Annotated in this window: 16 protein-coding genes and 1 pseudogene; 14 read left to right on the top strand and 3 right to left on the bottom strand. The window is 42.6% G+C overall.

Annotated features, from left to right (window positions below):
• Window positions 1-56: 56 nt before the first annotated feature.
• Complete coding sequence (locus tag AL038_RS01370) at window positions 57-653, bottom strand: hypothetical protein (RefSeq protein WP_062147905.1); 597 nt, start codon at window positions 651-653, stop codon at window positions 57-59.
• 355 nt (window positions 654-1,008) lie between these two features.
• Between AL038_RS01370 and AL038_RS01365 the strand changes: the two are divergent.
• Window positions 1,009-1,696 (top strand): annotated as a pseudogene (locus AL038_RS01365) (IS1 family transposase).
• On the opposite strand, the gene AL038_RS01360 reads toward AL038_RS01365, so the two are convergent.
• Window positions 1,682-2,011, bottom strand: a complete 330-nt coding sequence (locus AL038_RS01360) for a hypothetical protein (protein WP_062147897.1) — start codon at window positions 2,009-2,011, stop codon at window positions 1,682-1,684. The pseudogene AL038_RS01365 and the gene AL038_RS01360 sit on opposite strands and share 15 nt — an antisense overlap.
• 135 nt (window positions 2,012-2,146) lie before the next feature.
• Window positions 2,147-3,820 (bottom strand): sigma-54-dependent Fis family transcriptional regulator, encoded by a 1,674-nt coding sequence (locus AL038_RS01355; protein WP_062147894.1) that lies wholly within the window; start codon window positions 3,818-3,820, stop codon window positions 2,147-2,149.
• Window positions 3,821-4,327: 507 nt separating this feature from the next.
• On the opposite strand from AL038_RS01355, the gene AL038_RS01350 reads away from it, so the two are divergent.
• The 13 genes from AL038_RS01350 (at window position 4,328) to dmpH (ending at window position 15,989) form a co-directional block, all read left to right on the top strand.
• Complete coding sequence (locus AL038_RS01350) at window positions 4,328-4,570, top strand: phenol hydroxylase subunit (RefSeq protein WP_062147892.1); 243 nt, start codon at window positions 4,328-4,330, stop codon at window positions 4,568-4,570.
• A 97-nt stretch (window positions 4,571-4,667) separates the two neighbouring features.
• Entirely contained in the window at window positions 4,668-6,008 is a 1,341-nt protein-coding gene (locus tag AL038_RS01345) for an MmoB/DmpM family protein (protein WP_066246084.1), read from the top strand.
• A gap of 67 nt (window positions 6,009-6,075) precedes the next feature.
• A complete protein-coding gene (locus tag AL038_RS01340) occupies window positions 6,076-7,596 on the top strand; it encodes an aromatic/alkene/methane monooxygenase hydroxylase/oxygenase subunit alpha (protein ID WP_062147889.1) in 1,521 nt (506 codons plus the stop codon).
• A gap of 137 nt (window positions 7,597-7,733) precedes the next feature.
• Window positions 7,734-8,096 carry a phenol hydroxylase subunit P4 gene (locus AL038_RS01335; RefSeq protein WP_062147886.1) on the top strand — a complete coding sequence of 121 codons (363 nt, stop codon included), beginning with the start codon at window positions 7,734-7,736 and terminating at the stop codon, window positions 8,094-8,096.
• 12 nt (window positions 8,097-8,108) lie between these two features.
• On the top strand, window positions 8,109-9,170 hold the full coding sequence (locus AL038_RS01330; RefSeq protein ID WP_062147883.1) for an NADH:ubiquinone reductase (Na(+)-transporting) subunit F: 1,062 nt from the start codon (window positions 8,109-8,111) through the stop codon (window positions 9,168-9,170).
• Window positions 9,171-9,179: 9 nt separating this feature from the next.
• Window positions 9,180-9,479, top strand: a complete 300-nt coding sequence (locus AL038_RS01325) for a 2Fe-2S iron-sulfur cluster binding domain-containing protein (RefSeq protein WP_201800117.1) — start codon at window positions 9,180-9,182, stop codon at window positions 9,477-9,479.
• Window positions 9,480-9,579: 100 nt separating this feature from the next.
• Entirely contained in the window at window positions 9,580-10,500 is a 921-nt protein-coding gene (locus tag AL038_RS01320; protein WP_062147877.1) for a catechol 2,3-dioxygenase, read from the top strand.
• Window positions 10,501-10,502: 2 nt separating this feature from the next.
• Window positions 10,503-10,925 (top strand): GlcG/HbpS family heme-binding protein, encoded by a 423-nt coding sequence (locus AL038_RS01315; protein ID WP_062147874.1) that lies wholly within the window; start codon window positions 10,503-10,505, stop codon window positions 10,923-10,925.
• Window positions 10,926-10,939: 14 nt separating this feature from the next.
• Window positions 10,940-12,388: a 2-hydroxymuconic semialdehyde dehydrogenase gene (locus AL038_RS01310; protein WP_083991384.1), complete on the top strand. Its 1,449-nt coding sequence runs from the start codon at window positions 10,940-10,942 to the stop codon at window positions 12,386-12,388.
• 15 nt (window positions 12,389-12,403) lie between these two features.
• Window positions 12,404-13,186, top strand: coding sequence for a 2-oxopent-4-enoate hydratase (dmpE, locus tag AL038_RS01305; RefSeq protein WP_062147869.1), 783 nt, complete (start codon window positions 12,404-12,406; stop codon window positions 13,184-13,186).
• Window positions 13,187-13,252: 66 nt separating this feature from the next.
• Entirely contained in the window at window positions 13,253-14,164 is a 912-nt protein-coding gene (locus AL038_RS01300; RefSeq protein ID WP_062147867.1) for an acetaldehyde dehydrogenase (acetylating), read from the top strand.
• An 11-nt stretch (window positions 14,165-14,175) separates the two neighbouring features.
• Complete coding sequence (gene dmpG / locus AL038_RS01295; protein WP_062147864.1) at window positions 14,176-15,204, top strand: 4-hydroxy-2-oxovalerate aldolase; 1,029 nt, start codon at window positions 14,176-14,178, stop codon at window positions 15,202-15,204.
• Window positions 15,201-15,989 carry a 2-oxo-3-hexenedioate decarboxylase gene (dmpH, locus tag AL038_RS01290; protein ID WP_062147861.1) on the top strand — a complete coding sequence of 263 codons (789 nt, stop codon included), beginning with the start codon at window positions 15,201-15,203 and terminating at the stop codon, window positions 15,987-15,989. The genes dmpG and dmpH overlap by 4 nt, the downstream gene beginning before the upstream one ends.
• Window positions 15,990-16,007 lie beyond the last annotated feature (18 nt).

Below are 16,007 nucleotides of genomic sequence, written 5' to 3'. Positions count from 1 at the left end.
GGTTGCTCACATGGTAATACACCCGACACTTGCTGGATGATAGATAAAGGTTGGTATTACAACTTATTATCTCGTGTCAATTCAAACGAACCTGTAAAATCTTTGCGTTCTGAACCAGAACCGTTTGTTTTAAACACTAAAACATCGCTCACACTGTATTCATAAATCCCTGCAACTAAATCATAAACAGGTAACGGAATCACTTTTTCAAAAGACACAATGGATGCTCCACAAGTATAATCCATAGGCTGCGGATATGTAACGCCCAATATAATGATTTCAAAACGATTTCCATTTAGACGTTGTGAAACTTGTCCTAACTTACCACAATCATCAGTAAAAAAACCATTTACTTTAAGAAAGACTTGAATAGGAAAGGAATCCGTCATAACCAATTCAACAGTGTCTACATACGGTCTAGGGAATGTCTCTGTTATTTGCAGGCTTTGTAACTGAAATTGGCTTTGTTCTACATCCAACTTCAAAATGACATCTTGATATTCATTCGCTTTATCTAATGTATCAATACGCGGAATCACTAGAAAACCGTTTTGATAAGTTGGATATTGATTGGCTATTGATGTTTCGGCAACAGCTGTGACATTTATTGATGCTAATATAACACCTAGAAAAAGTGATTTAATCGAACACATCTTTAAATTTCTCCAAAAAATATAAAAGTGTACCTTTCATATCTTAGTTTAACCTGGGTTCGGTAAAAAAATTGAGAAGAACATTGCAATACGTAAGTTGTCATCAATCTCAAGTCTAACACGTAACGTCTAAGAAGGCTTATTGACCCGCCAAGTGCAGACAATAAGCCCCCACCACAATAATATTGATCATAAACCCAAAAACACTGCGGTGACAGGTATGCTCAATTGGTATTTCCCTCTTCTAACAGCATTTGCTCTCATAAAGATATAAATCATATATAAAATCGCCGGTAGTGCTAAAGAGAAAGTGATATTAAAATAAGAAAACAGAAGAAAGAGAAGAGTCCCTAAAATGCTAACCTGCCCAAGCTGTAAAGCGACACACATTGTGAAATACGGAAAAACCCGCACAGGGACACAAAACTACAAATGTCGCGAATGCGGACGACGATTTGTAGAACAACCCACCAAGAAATACATAAGCCAATGGACAAGCTATTAAAAGAAAAACTTTCACTGAGAGGAATAGCCCGTGTTACAGGAATCTCAGGCACATGGCTACAACATTATGTCAATGGTTTGTATGCGCAACAAAGACTAGAACAAGCCGTTAAAAAAAAGGACAGTTGCGCTTAGAATGCGATGAGATGTGGTCATTTGTTGGGCAGCGTCGCCAGAAAGTGTGGGTATGGTTAGCGTTGGATAGAGACTCACGAGAGGTTGTCGGGATTGCCTTTGGAAAGCGAGATGCGGAGGGAGCGCAAGCACTCTGGGACTCACTCCCAGCGGTATATCGGCAATGTGCAGTCTGTTACACAGACTTCTGGGAAGCGTACCAGAAAGTTCTACCGAGTAAACGGCATAAAGCGGTAGGGAAGGAGACGGGACTGACCAATCATATAGAGCGATTTAACAATACGTTAAGACAGCGTGTCAGTCGTTTAGTGAGGAAAACCTTATCTTTCTCCAAGAAGATAGAAAATCACATCGGGGCTACTATTTTTTTCATTAATGATTATAACAAATCACGGCTTCTTTAGCACTACCCTATATGCTTCTTTAGCGGACATTTTTATGTGTGCCGCATTAATTGTATCAAAAATAGCAACCACTTCCCCATTAATACCTAGCTCTTTTGATAAGGCTGCCTTATCTTGTTTTGAACTATGCTTCCCAAAAGGAACTTTCCCGCGATTAGCTTTAATTGGGGGGGAAATTAAGGAGGGAGTCATCCCTAAAGATGGTTGGAAAACTACAATATACGAATCTTCAACAAAACCTGCAGATACAGATGCAGAGAATATTAAAGCTGATATCATTATTAGTCCTACCGTTTGTTGTTTTAATAATGTCATATCAACACCTAAGTTAATGAAAGAAAATATAAAAAATTACATCTCTAAACTTTAAGAGGAAACAAGAATAAAAAAACCCGCCTCCCCTTTATGAGAGGCATAAAAAATGTTTTTTTATTCTTAATTTATAATAGGTTACTGTGTTTTACGACCAGTATAGTGCATTTTCTTCAGTCGATAGGCCAATGTTGGGCGTGTCATACCCAATAAACGCGCGGCTTTAGACAAACACGCATCCGTTTTTTCTAAGGCTCGTTGAATCAGTTGCTGCTCTAACTCTTCAAAATTTAATGGTTTTTCCAATAACTTATCCAACACATCATTAAAATTCGTGGTCGTTGTAGAATTGGATAAATGTCCATTTTGGCTGATTTTCATGCCTACATTGTTTAAATCGGGTGATTCAGGTAAAGACGCAAATAAATGTTGTACCTCAATCATGCTGTGATTATCTGCAAGAATAATCCCTCGTTCTACCGCATTTTCTAGTTCTCGAATATTTCCAAGCCAACCGTATTCTAAGAGTGCAGCCATTGCTTTATCTGTAACGCCTTTAACTTTTTTTGCGTGTAACACATTGTATCGCTCAAAGAAATACCTAACAAGCAAGGGAATATCTTCTTTACGCTCACGCAAAGGCGGAATAGTAATTGGGTAAACATTTAAACGATAAAATAAATCACTGCGAAAACGACCTTGTTTAACCGCATTTTTTAGATCCTCATTCGTCGCCGCAATGATGCGCACATCCACACGACGGACTTGTTCACCCCCCACACGTTCAACCTCACCTTCTTGTAACACACGTAATAGCTTTGCTTGCGCACAGGAAGATAATTCAACAACTTCGTCTAAAAATAATGTCCCGCCATCCGCCCGTTCAAATCGCCCTTGACGGGATTGATTTGCGCCTGTAAACGCACCTTTTTCTACACCAAATAATTCTGCTTCGATTAAGTCATTAGGAATTGCTGCGCAGTTAATGGCAATAAATGGTGCATTAGCGCGCGAGCTTTGTTGGTGCAAGGTACGGGCAAATAATTCTTTGCCTACGCCTGTTTCTCCCAGTAATAAAACCGTGACATTACTGTGTGCGGCTTTACTCACCATCTCGCAAACATGTTTAAATCCTTGCGAACAGCCAATTAAATTCGACGGTGTTTGACTGATAGATTCTTGTAAATACGTAACTTGCGATTGTAAATCCAAAATCTGTTCAAAAATCAAGTCAGGTTCAAAATACTTGATTAACTTTTCCCAATCATCCCAGTCTTTCAGTGGCTTACCAATATTAATGCAGTGTTTATCACCCGTTGCCGAACACATACTTTCTTTAAATACCACCAGTTTGCCCATGATGCCAGACACATAGCCACAAGCATAACCCAGTTGTATCCAACACACGGGTTCTGTACTAATACCAAAGGCTTGACGATGCACTTCACTTTCAAACGAATTTTTCCAGAGAAATTCGCCATAAAAATGCCCTTTTGCAATATCAATATCCATATATAAAGGGCTGGCTTCGACAATCCCTTCTATTGAATGCAACTGTGGACCTAAAACCAATAAATCAGTATCTGTCAATTCTGGATGTAAACGGCGAATAGTTTGCGCATCTTGTGAACCCGATGCATAGCCCATGCGTAACAATAAACCTTTCGCCCGTTCCATACCGAGTGCAGAAATCAATTCATTACGCAATGCCCCCATTGATTGGGCATGAACTAAGAGCATTCTTTGTTGGTCTAGCCAAATTCGTCCTCCTGCTTTTTCGAACAAGATATGTTCAATTAAATTGACCCCCATTTTTTCCTCCTTAACAAAATTAATGGTGATTAAAAATAAAATGCAGTATTTATTTTTTTGAAATTACTACATTTTTTATGGGGGACTGGCGAGCATTAAGCCTACTTTTATTATGTTAATTACTTTATCACTGTACACGGCTAAATTGGAGATGGTAAGCCATTCAAACCATTTTGCCTAATAAACACCTTTAAGATGAAAAAATATAATCTCACGGAATAGTTTTTTTAACCAAATCATCAATTGCTTTTTTCCCTTTCACCATTTGATAAAAAAAGTTTTTATCATCTGATTCTAAAAAGATTAATTCAGCCCTTTTTTTTCTTTACTTCCCTGTTAATGGTTTTTTTAAGCATTTCATCAATTCCTAATATTCTCTAATTGTTATTTAATGAATTGATTTATATTAAAAATATTGGATGGCATTCTCCGTGCTATAAGGGAAAACAATAAAAAAATTTTTCGGTCATCGTCACGAAAAATAGTACCCAAAGGAGAGAATCAACCATGTTAGAAACCGCAATAACGCGCTATGTGCGGGTTACAGGGACAAAAGCCGAGCGTTTTGTCGAATTCGATTTCGCTATTGGTGACCCTGACGTGTACGTCGAGTTAATTCTCCCTTTTATCCAGTTTAGACAATTTTGTGAACAGCAAGCTATTGTTTTTATGACAGATGAGCAGGCTTCACAAGTAGATTTAGACCGTTTGAAATGGCGTTACAGTCAACACGGGGACAGCGAGCATTAGCCTATCCCTCTCTTCAGCTTGGAATCCACGTGATGCGTGGGTTTCCAGCCTTTTTTAATCCAATAATAAAAAGTTGAGTTCTGGAGGATGTTTTGTCATGCAGATTGATATTCGAACAAATACGCTCACCCCACAACGTAATACGTTTGACCATATTGTGCGACGTTTTGGCGATAAACCTGCCTCACGTTATCAAGAAGCCAGTTATGACGTGCAGGCAACAACCAATTTTCACTATCGCCCGCTGTGGTCAACAACTCATCAATTAAACGATAAAAAACATACTGCTATTGTGATGCGGGATTGGTACGATTTTAAAGACCCACGTCAATTCTATTACGGCACTTATGTTTTAACACGGGCGAGTATGCAAGATACCGCCGAAAAAAATTTTGAATTTGTTGAAAAACGCCAGTTACTTAATACGCTGCCACCCACCTTAGAACAAAAAATCCGCGAATTAATTTTGCCCCTGCGTCATTTGGAGTGGGGAGCAAACATGAATAACTGTTTTATCAGTTCTTATTGTTTTGGCACTGTCACTATGCAAGCCAGTATTTTCCAAGCAATGGATAGATTTGGCATGGCGCAGTATATTTCCCGCATTGGTTTATTACTTGATGGAAATACAGGGGAATCTTTAGAAAATGCCAAAACCATTTGGTTAAAAACCCCCATTTGGCAGGAAGTTCGCCATTATATTGAAGATAGCTTCGTTTTAACCGATTGGTTCGAATTGCTGTTAGTGCAAAATTTTGTTTTAGATGGATTAATCCATCCTCTGTTATACAAACATTTTGAGACTGATATTGCTCAAAATGGCGGTGGTGCTGTACTTGCCATGCTCACCGAATTTATGACGGAGTGGTATGAAGAGAATACCGCATGGGTCGACATGATGTTGAAAACCGCAGCGGGAGAATCGGCTGAAAATAAAGCCTTATTGGAAAAATGGTTAGCTAACTGGCTAGCACGTGGCTTGACCGCAGTTAAACCTTTAGCAATTCATGCTTTAGGTAATAAAGCAGATGCTGCACTAGAAGAATGCCAGCAAACCCTCCTCGCTCGCGCAAATAAAGCGGGTTTAAACGTCCAAACAACGCAACACAATCCAACAGCACACACAACAACGGCTGAAACGCCTTTTATTCAAACGATTAACCATAATGCGTCCAAAGTTTACATTGTGTTACAACTCAATGATGAATCCCGTTCGATTGTCCAAGCCATTGAAATAGATAATCCACATGCAGTAGTTCAATATTTTCCTGCAATGGTCAGAATCGAAGCGGCAAACCGTTTGGCTGTGCGTCGGCAAACCGTGAGCGAGAAAATGGGTAAAGAATGGAATTTACAAGCGATTCATTTACACCTGATTACCATCGGTGGGAACTTAGATGAAGGCGATGATGCCTTTATTTTGGAATGGCGAATGTAAGTGCGCCATTCTTCATATTGCCTCTCTAACCAACTATTGATAAAGATTAATTTCTAAGGAGTTTGTGATGGCACAAGCCCAAGTAAAACCTGCGAAAAAACTGAATTTCAAAAGTAAATATCATCTACTTACCCGTGATTTAGGTTGGGAAACAACCTATCAGCCCATGGATAAAGTCTTTCCACAAGATACGTTTGAAGGTATCAAAATCACTAACTGGGACAATTGGGAAGACCCATTCCGTCTAACCATGGATGCTTATTGGAAATATCAAGCAGAAAAAGAACGGCGTTTATATGCAATTCTCGACGCATTTGCGCAAAACAATGGGCAACTGAACATCAGCGATGCGCGTTATGTCAATGCGGTAAAACTCTTTTTAACGGGTATATCCCCCTCTGAATATCAAGCCGCACAAGGCTTTCTCTCTGTTGGTCGGCATTTTCGCGGGGTTGGGGCGCGAGTGGCTTGTCAAATGCAAGCTATTGATGAATTAAGACATTTGCAAACCCAAGTCCATGCCATGAGCCATTACAATAAATATTTTGATGGCTTAAACGATTGGAGTCACATGTATGACCGTGTGTGGTATCTCTCTGTTCCTAAATCTTATTTTGAAGATGCGCGCTCCGCAGGGCCATTTGAATTTGTCACCGCAATTTCTTTCTCTTTTGAATACGTTTTAACCAACCTGCTGTTTGTGCCGTTTATGTCAGGTGCAGCATTTAATGGTGATATGGCAACCGTTACATTCGGCTTTTCTGCCCAATCGGATGAAGCCCGCCACATGACATTAGGGCTTGAAGTTATTAAATTTTTACTTGAACAACATGAAGACAATGTACCCATTGTACAGGGCTGGATTGATAAATGGTTCTGGCGGGGTTATCGCCTGCTGACACTGGTCGCCATGATGATGGATTACATGCTACCTAAACGGGTAATGAGTTGGAAAGAAGCATGGGAAGTGTATTTTGAAGATGCGGGTGGTGCTTTGTTTAAAGACCTCGCTCGCTACGGCATACGGATGCCGAAATATTGGGAAGTCTCTGTTAAAGAAAAAGACCATTTAAGTCATATCGCATGGTCAACTTTTTACAACTATGGTGCAGCGGCGGCTTTTCATACATGGATGCCTAACCCTGATGAAATGGCATGGCTTGCCGAAAAATATCCCGATAGTTTCGACCGCTACTATCGCCCACGTTACGAACATTGGCAACAATTACAAGAACAAGGTAATCGCTTTTATAACAAAGTATTGCCGCAACTTTGTCAAATTTGTCAAATTCCAATGGTATTCACCGAACCCGACGACCCGACACAAACCTGCTACCGCACAGCCGAGTACAACGGTGAGCATTATCATTTCTGTTCCGATGGTTGCCACGATATTTTCTGCAATGAACCTGAAAAATACGTGCAAGCATGGTTGCCTGTAAACCAGATTTATCAAGGCAATTGTGGCGGTGGCACATTAGAAGAAGTTTTGCAGTATTACCACCTGAATAACGGGGTCGATAATTTGGATTATATCGGCTCACCCGACCAAGCGCGCTGGGAACAATGGCAACGCGAAAAGAAATAAGCTAATCCAGTAAATCCATTTATTTCAATTAACTAAAAAATCTAATTCGGTTAGACAGCCCGCTTATTGCCCACGGTTTTGCAGAAATTTGCAGAGAAAGGGGGGTTGTCTCAATCTTAAGCCCCAAGGAGACACTTATGCCTGTTGTTGCTATCAGCCCTGATTATCGTGGAGAAGTCCGCGACAAAGTCGACAATTATCATGGTAACTACATTATTTATATCGGTTGGGACCAACACTTGATGTTTTGCGCGCCCTTCGCCTTCTTGCTCTCGCCACAAGTCAGCTTTCAAGAAGTTATTAACAACGTCCTACCAACTGCCATACAAAGCCACCCTGATTTTTCACAAATTCAATGGGATAAAACTGAATGGCTACATGATGGTAAACCGTTCATTCCAAGTTGGAATAAATCCTTATTAGAAAATGGCTTACACCATAAATCTAGTTTACGTTTACGCACACCAGCATTACAAGGTTTAAACGGTAGCGGTAGCTAAAGGGTTCACAGTATGTCTTATCAAATCACGATTGAACCTCTCGGCGAAACGATAACCGCTGATGACGGACAAACCATTTTAGACGCTTGTTTACGGGCGGGGGTGTGGTTGCCTTATGCTTGCGGGCATGGCATCTGCTCTACTTGTAAAATCAAAGTATTAGATGGCGTAGTCGACCATGGCGATGCCTCCAGTTTTGCCCTGATGGATTTTGAACGTGCAGATAACAAATGTTTAGCGTGTTGCGCACGTCCTGAATCCGATTTAGTCATTGAAGCCGATATCGACGAAGAACCTGATGCAGAAAATTTACCCGTTGCCGATTTTATCGGTACAGTCACCCGCATTACCGATTTAACCCCAAGAATTAAAGGTATTTTTCTACACCTCAATCAACCACTGGTTTTTCAAGCAGGGCAATACGTCAACCTGTATTTACCTCATCTCAGCCAAGCACGCGCATTTTCGCTGGCGAATTCGCCCAGTTTAACGCAAGACATTGAATTAAATGTGTCTTTAATCCCAGATGGCAAAGCAACGACTTATCTACATCAACAGCTAAAAGTTGGCGATAGCTTAAGACTATCTGCACCTTACGGACGGTTTTTTGTACGTCGCTCACGGGCTAAACCACTATTGTTTATTGCAGGCGGTTCAGGATTATCCAGCCCTAAATCCATGATTTTAAGTTTATTGGAACAAGGCGAAACCCATCCAATCACCCTTGTGCAGGGGGCAAGACAAGTTGAAGAACTGTATTACGCTGACTTATTTAGAGAATTAGCCAGTAAATATCAAAACTTCACCTATATTCCCACACTTTCCCATGCTAATGAAGACCAAACATGGACAGGTTTGCATGGTTTTGCCCACGAAGCAGCTCATGCACATTTTAACGGTCGCTTTACAGGTATGACTGCGTATCTTTGTGGCCCGCCCGCCATGATAGATGCCTGTATTACCACCTTAATGCAAGGACGTTTATTTGAAAAAGATATTTTCATGGAGCGTTTTTTCAACTATGCCGACACGCAACAAGCGGACAAACGCAGTCCCTTGTTTAAAAGCATATAAGGAATCGTCATGACACACACTATTTTCATTAAAAACAATGCAGAACAATTTCCCTGCCAAGCACATAAAACCATTTTACAAGCAATGGAGGGGTTAGGACGTAAAGGTATCCCTATTGGTTGTCGCGGGGGCGGTTGTGGAATTTGCAAAGTCCACGTAAATGCAGGGCATTACCACACACAGACCATGAGTCGAGAACATGTTAGCGAGTTAGAACAAAAAAACGGCTACGCGCTGGCCTGCCGTTTATATGCAGACAGTGCCTTAGATATTAGCGTTGTCGGCAAGCTGAAAAAACAATTTAGTTAAGTACCCAACACCCATAAAAAATTTTAACCAACGGATTTTTATTAGAAACGGTTAAAAACAATTTAAATCATCATCAAGTAATGACTGGAGGATACATAGCATGGCAATGAACGGTGTTTTACGTCCGGGTTTTGTCCAATTACGCGTCTTGGACATGCAAGAATCTTTGCACCACTACTGCAACCTGCTTGGATTAGAAGAAGTTTCGCGGGAAGCGGATGGTCGTATCTATTTAAAAGTTGCTGACGAATTTGACCATCACAGTATTATTTTGCGCGAGGCAGACAAAGCAGGCATCGATATGATGGCGTTTAAAGTTGCTAGCGATAGCGATTTAGACCGTTTCGCGCAACGAATTATCGACTATGGTATGACTTATAGCGACATCCCTGCTGGCGAACAGCCCCATGTGGGCAGACGCATAAGCTTTATCATTCCCTCAGGACATCGCATTGAACTCTATGCCGAAATGGCAATTTCTACCGCTGGTCCACAAATTCAAAATCCTAATATATGGTTAGAACCACCACGCGGAATGCGTACCCAACGTTTTGACCACACCTTACTCTATGGACCACATATTGATAAAGTCCTAGATTTCTTTGTTAATGTTCTGGACTTTAACTTAACAGAAAAAGTTGAGTTGCCCGATGGTTTATTGGCCATTTGGCTCACCTGCTCCACCAAAGCCCACGATATTGCCTTCGTCAAACACCCAGAACCTGATAAATTACATCATGTTTCTTTCTATTTAGAATCTTGGCACGATGTTGGACACGCTGCCGATATTATTTCCCGCTACAACATTTCCTTAGACATAGGCCCCACCCGTCACGGTATTACACGCGGACAAACCATTTATTTCTTTGACCCATCAGGCAATCGCAACGAAGTCTTTGCAGGCGGTTACACCTACTACCCTGATAATCCTGTACGTATTTGGGATGAAAGCGAACTCGGTAAAGCCATTTTTTACTACGAAAAAGCCTTAAACGAACGCTTTTTAGGTGTGGTGACCTAGTTATGACGGCTGTGATTCAACAAGCCACGCTTGACTGGACAAGTGCGAATCTCGCTGTACAAGCCGCCGTTGCGAAAGCTGAAACATTACAAGTACGGATTAATGTTGCAGTGGTCGATAACGGCGGGCACTTACTGGCCTTTTTACGGATGCCCAATGCGTTTATTCACTCCATCGACATCGCCATCGATAAAGCCTACAGCGCGGTTAGTTTTGGATTTCCAACGGCTAACTGGAACGAAATTCTACAACAAGCCCCACTCGGATTTCGCGAAGGCATTATTTTACGCCCACGTTTAGTCGTGTTTGCGGGTGGATTACCGATTGACTATCAAGGACAAATCGTCGGCGGGATTGGCGTTTCAGGCGCGTCAGAAGAACAAGATGTTTTATGCGCACAAGCAGGATTAGACGCACTTCACTAACGGAAGGAATAATAATGAAAGAAATCAAACATTTTATTAATGGCGAGTTTATCAGCTCGACCAATGGAAAAACTTTTCCTGATATTAACCCTGCAACAGGCGAAGTCATTGCCCAAGTATGCGAAGGCGGTGCAAAAGAAGTCGACTTAGCCGTACAAGCGGCAAAACAAGCCTTTAAAACATGGGGCAAAATGCCACAAGCCAAGCGTAGTGCCTTATTGCTCAAACTCGCAGAAGGCATTCGCGCCCGTGCAGATGACTTTATTCAAGCAGAAATTGCCGATACAGGAAAACCGATTAGCCTCGCCTCACATATCGATATCCCGCGCGGTTCTGCGAATTTCGAGCAATTTGCAGAACATTTTAAATATGTTGCAACCGAATGTTACGAAATGGAAGGCGCATTAAATTACGCGCTACGTGTCCCTGTTGGCGTGATTGGAGTGATTTCTCCTTGGAATTTCCCTTTATTACTCATGACATGGAAAGTTGCGCCTGCTTTAGCCGCAGGTAATTGTGTTGTGGTTAAACCCTCAGAAGAAACCCCCGCAACCGCCAGTTTATTGGGTGAGGTTTGCAACGCTGTCGGTATTCCTGCTGGTGTTTACAACGTCGTGCAAGGTTTTGGTAAAGACTCCGCAGGCGAAGCATTAAGCGAACATCCCGACGTGCGAGCGATTACCTTTACAGGAGAAACCACGACAGGCAAAGCGATTATGCGTAAAGCGGCCGATAGTCTAAAAAAACTCTCCTTCGAACTGGGCGGGAAAAATCCCAACCTCATTTTTGCCGATGCAGATTTAGAAGAAGCCTTAAATACAACCATGCGCTCATCCTTTGCCAATCAAGGACAAGTCTGTTTGTGCGGCTCACGGGTGTATGCCGAACGGTCAATTTTTGACAAAGTTGTTGCTGGTTTAGTAAAGCGTGCAACGGAAACCGTCAAAGTTGGTGACCCTTTAAACCCCCAAACAACTTTAGGCTCGCTCATTTCACAAGGTCATTGGGAACGCGTGATGAGTTACATCGACTCTGCAAAAGCCGATGGCGCAACGATTCATTGTGGGGGCAAACGTCCTGCGGATTTACCCGCAAAATTTACAAAAGGCGCGTTTTTAGAACCAACGGTTATCACGGGTTTAGACCGTCATTGCAAAGCGCAAAAAGAAGAAATTTTTGGCCCTGTGATTACAGTTACTCCATTTGATACTGAAGCAGAAGCCATTGAATTAGCAAATGATACCCAATACGGATTGTCCGCAACGGTTTGGACAAGCCAATTACAACGGGCGCATACCGTTGCCGCAGCAATGGAAGCGGGCATTTTATGGGTGAATACATGGTTTTTACGCGATTTACGCACCCCTTTTGGTGGCATGAAAAACTCAGGTATTGGGCGTGAAGGTGGCGTGCATTCATTAGAATTTTACAGCGAATTGAAAAACGTCTGCATCAAACTGTAAATACAAGGAATTATCATGGATTTAGAAAGAATTCAACGCTATGGCGATGCGTTATACCAAGCCTTGTGTACATGCCAACCCATTGCCCCGCTCACGGATACCGCGCCCGATTTGAGCATAGAAGAAGCGTATCACATTCAATTGCATATCATCGAACAGCGTAAAGCGAAAGGCGAGCGTGTCATCGGTAAAAAAATCGGGCTAACCAGTAAAGCAATTCAAACCATGTTAAACGTCAATCAACCCGATTTTGGGCATTTGATGAGTGGCATGGTCTATAGCGATGGCGATGAGATTCCCGTTAAAACCTTATTACAACCTAAAGCTGAAGGTGAAATTGCTTTTATTCTCAAACGTGATTTAAACGGGCCGGGTATCACCAATGCGGATGTTTTAGCCGCGACAGAATGCGTAATGCCTTGTTTTGAGATTGTCGATTCACGGGTAAAAGACTGGAAAATCAAGATACAAGATACCATTGCCGACAACGCATCCTCTGGGGTATTTGTCTTAGGCGGGACAGCGATTAGTCCGCACAAATTAGATTTAAGCCTATGTGGCATGGTGTTAGAAAAAAACGGCGAAGTGTTACACACCGGCGCAGGGGCAGCCGCCTTAGGTTCTCCCGTTAATTGCGTAACGTGGTTAGCCAACACCTTAGGACGTTTAGGGATTCCGTTAAAAGCGGGAGAGGTGATTTTATCAGGCGCGTTAGCGGCGATGGTGAGCGCGCAAGCAGGCGATAACATGCGTGTCAGTATTGGCGGTTTAGGCAGTACAACTATTAGATTTTGTTAAAAATTAATAAGTAACTGCTCTTTTCGCCATCGCAATGGTTTTAACATATCCAAAGGAGACAAGCCCATGAAAAAAATTAATTGTGCCCTCATCGGTTCGGGCAATATTGGCACTGATTTACTGTACAAACTCTTTAGAAGTCCCGTTTTAAATCCCGTGTGGATGGTCGGTATAGACCCACAATCGGACGGTTTAGCACGGGCAAAAAACCAAGGTTTAAAAGTCACTTATGAAGGCATTAATGGCTTATTGCCTCACATGCAAGACGATAATATTCAAATTGTTTTTGATGCGACTTCTGCCTACGCACATGCAGAAAATAATCGTTTAATCCAAGAACAAGGGGCGTTAATGATTGACTTAACCCCCGCTGCAATTGGTCCTTATTGCGTGCCGCCTGTCAACTTAAAAGCCCACATTGGTCAACAAGAAACCAATGTCAACATGGTGACTTGTGGCGGACAAGCAACCATTCCAATGGTTGCCGCCGTTAGCCAAGTACAAGCCGTGAGCTATGCGGAAATTGTCGCCACCGTTGCATCGCGCTCCGCAGGGCCAGGAACGCGCAAAAATATCGATGAATTTACCCGTACTACATCCAAAGCAATCGAAAAAGTCGGTGGAGCAAAAAAAGGTAAAGCTATCATCATTTTAAATCCTGCTGACCCCCCATTGATGATGCGCGACACAGTGCACTGTTTAACTGAAAACAAACCCGACCAAGCCGCGATTATTGAATCAGTACATAACATGTTGAAAGAAGTTCAAAAATATGTACCGGGTTATCGCCTAAAAAATGGTCCTGTCTTTGATGGACATCGCGTATCGATTTATTTAGAAGTTCAAGGGTTAGGCGATTATCTGCCGAAATATGCAGGCAATTTGGACATTATGACCGCAGCCGCCGCCCGTACCGCAGAAATGTTTGCCGAAGAAATCATTAACGGTTCGCTGGTTCTATCCCCTGTCGCGGCTTAAGGAGTATTTTTATGAATTTACAAGGCATTGAAATTAAACTACATGACATGTCATTACGCGATGGAATGCACTCAGTACGTCATCAATTTAGCACTGAAGACATGCAACGGTTGGCAATGGCATTAGATGATGCTCGTGTTCCCTTGATTGAAGTCACGCATGGCGATGGGCTAGGCGGTTCCTCCGTCAACTATGGTTTTGGCAAACATACCGACGAAGAATATTTGCGGGCTGTCATCCCACTCTTACGTTATAGCAAAGTATCCGCGCTGTTATTACCGGGAATTGGCACGGTTGAAGATTTAAAAATGGCAGTGGATTGTGGTGTACATACCATTCGTGTTGCAACCCATTGTTCTGAAGCGGATGTTAGTGAGCAACACATTACAATGGCACGTAAAATGGGGCTAGACGTGGTCGGTTTTTTAATGATGAGCCACATGCTTACCCCCGAACAATTAGTGACGCAAGCGCAATTAATGGAATCTTTTGGCGCGAACTGCATTTACGTCACCGACTCCGCAGGCTACATGCTACCCGATGATGTTACAGCCCGTTTAGGCGCGGTGCGCAATGCGTTAAACCCCCATACAGAATTAGGCTTTCATGGACATCATAACTTAGCAATGGGGATTGCGAATTCTTTGGCAGCCGTGGAAGCAGGCGCACGACGGATTGACGGTTCAGTCGCAGGCTTTGGCGCGGGAGCTGGTAACACCCCATTAGAAGTATTTACTGCCGTTTGCGACCGTATGGGGGTTATAACAGGCGTGGACTTAGACAAAATTATGAATGTTGCCGAAGATATCGCCCTTCCCATGATGCAAACCCCCACCCGTATCGACCGCGATTCGCTAACCATGGGTTATGCAGGTGTGTATTCCTCTTTCTTACTCCATGCCAAACGTGCCGAACAACAATATGGTGTTTCATCACGGCAAATTTTAATTGAACTCGGTAAGCGCAAAACCGTTGGGGGACAAGAAGATATGATTGAGGATGTTGCGTTAGAAATTAAAAAAGGGAGTTTAGCGGCATGAATTTAACGCCTGACATTATCGCCCAATTAGCAGAACACCTAGAAAACGCCGAATTAAACGCGCAAGCCGTACACAAAATTACGGACGATTATCCAAATATGAGTTGGGAAGATGCTTATGCGATTCAATGGGAAATCCGCCGTCGAAAATTAGCCCGTGGGCATAAAATTGTCGGTCTCAAAATGGGGCTGACTTCTCAAGCCAAAATGAAGCAAATGGGGGTAGTCAATCCCGTTTATGGTTTTCTCGCAGACTATTTCAGTTGTCCTGATAGCAGCGAGATAGACACTCGACAATTGATACACCCCAAAGTAGAAGCCGAAATTGCCTTTGTTACCAAAGCACCGTTACAAGGGCCGGGTTGCCACATTGGGCATGTCATGGCGGCTACCGATTTTGTCTTACCTGCTTTAGAAGTTATCGACTCACGCTATGAAAACTTCAAATTTGATTTAAAAAGTGTGATTGCAGATAACTCCTCCTCCTCCCGTTTCGTCACGGGCGGGCGCGGGCGTGTGATTGATGAATTAGACCTACGGACGCTAGGCGTGGTCATGGAAAAAAATGGACAAGTGGTAGAACTCGGCGCGGGAGCAGCCGTTTTAGGACACCCAGCCGCCAGTGTTGCTTTATTAGCCAATATGTTGGGAGAACGGGGCGAATCCATCCCCGCAGGCACCTTTATCATGACGGGGGGAATTACCGCCGCAATTCCTGTGCAAGCGGGCGATACGATAACCGTACGCTGTCAAGACTTAGGCAGTATCTCAACCCGATTTATTTAATTTACTCAACCTATTATG

Origin of the sequence: Beggiatoa leptomitoformis, from assembly GCF_001305575.3 — a bacterium.
GTDB lineage: Bacteria > Pseudomonadota > Gammaproteobacteria > Beggiatoales > Beggiatoaceae > Beggiatoa > Beggiatoa leptomitoformis.
Note: the sequence above shows the minus strand (reverse complement) of the source record. Positions and strands in the feature narration are given on the sequence as shown.

Bases quoted from the DNA above. Each gene is read 5' to 3' on its own strand.
- AL038_RS01370 (WP_062147905.1), bottom strand. From the start codon at position 653: ATGTGTTCGATTAAATCACTTTTTCTAGGTGTTATATTAGCATCAATA.
- AL038_RS01360 (WP_062147897.1), bottom strand. From the start codon at position 2,011: ATGACATTATTAAAACAACAAACGGTAGGACTAATAATGATATCAGCT.
- AL038_RS01355 (WP_062147894.1), bottom strand. From the start codon at position 3,820: ATGGGGGTCAATTTAATTGAACATATCTTGTTCGAAAAAGCAGGAGGA.
- AL038_RS01350 (WP_062147892.1), top strand. From the start codon at position 4,328: ATGTTAGAAACCGCAATAACGCGCTATGTGCGGGTTACAGGGACAAAA.
- AL038_RS01345 (WP_066246084.1), top strand. From the start codon at position 4,668: ATGCAGATTGATATTCGAACAAATACGCTCACCCCACAACGTAATACG.
- AL038_RS01340 (WP_062147889.1), top strand. From the start codon at position 6,076: ATGGCACAAGCCCAAGTAAAACCTGCGAAAAAACTGAATTTCAAAAGT.
- AL038_RS01335 (WP_062147886.1), top strand. From the start codon at position 7,734: ATGCCTGTTGTTGCTATCAGCCCTGATTATCGTGGAGAAGTCCGCGAC.
- AL038_RS01330 (WP_062147883.1), top strand. From the start codon at position 8,109: ATGTCTTATCAAATCACGATTGAACCTCTCGGCGAAACGATAACCGCT.
- AL038_RS01325 (WP_201800117.1), top strand. From the start codon at position 9,180: ATGACACACACTATTTTCATTAAAAACAATGCAGAACAATTTCCCTGC.
- AL038_RS01320 (WP_062147877.1), top strand. From the start codon at position 9,580: ATGGCAATGAACGGTGTTTTACGTCCGGGTTTTGTCCAATTACGCGTC.
- AL038_RS01315 (WP_062147874.1), top strand. From the start codon at position 10,503: ATGACGGCTGTGATTCAACAAGCCACGCTTGACTGGACAAGTGCGAAT.
- AL038_RS01310 (WP_083991384.1), top strand. From the start codon at position 10,940: ATGAAAGAAATCAAACATTTTATTAATGGCGAGTTTATCAGCTCGACC.
- dmpE (WP_062147869.1), top strand. From the start codon at position 12,404: ATGGATTTAGAAAGAATTCAACGCTATGGCGATGCGTTATACCAAGCC.
- AL038_RS01300 (WP_062147867.1), top strand. From the start codon at position 13,253: ATGAAAAAAATTAATTGTGCCCTCATCGGTTCGGGCAATATTGGCACT.
- dmpG (WP_062147864.1), top strand. From the start codon at position 14,176: ATGAATTTACAAGGCATTGAAATTAAACTACATGACATGTCATTACGC.
- dmpH (WP_062147861.1), top strand. From the start codon at position 15,201: ATGAATTTAACGCCTGACATTATCGCCCAATTAGCAGAACACCTAGAA.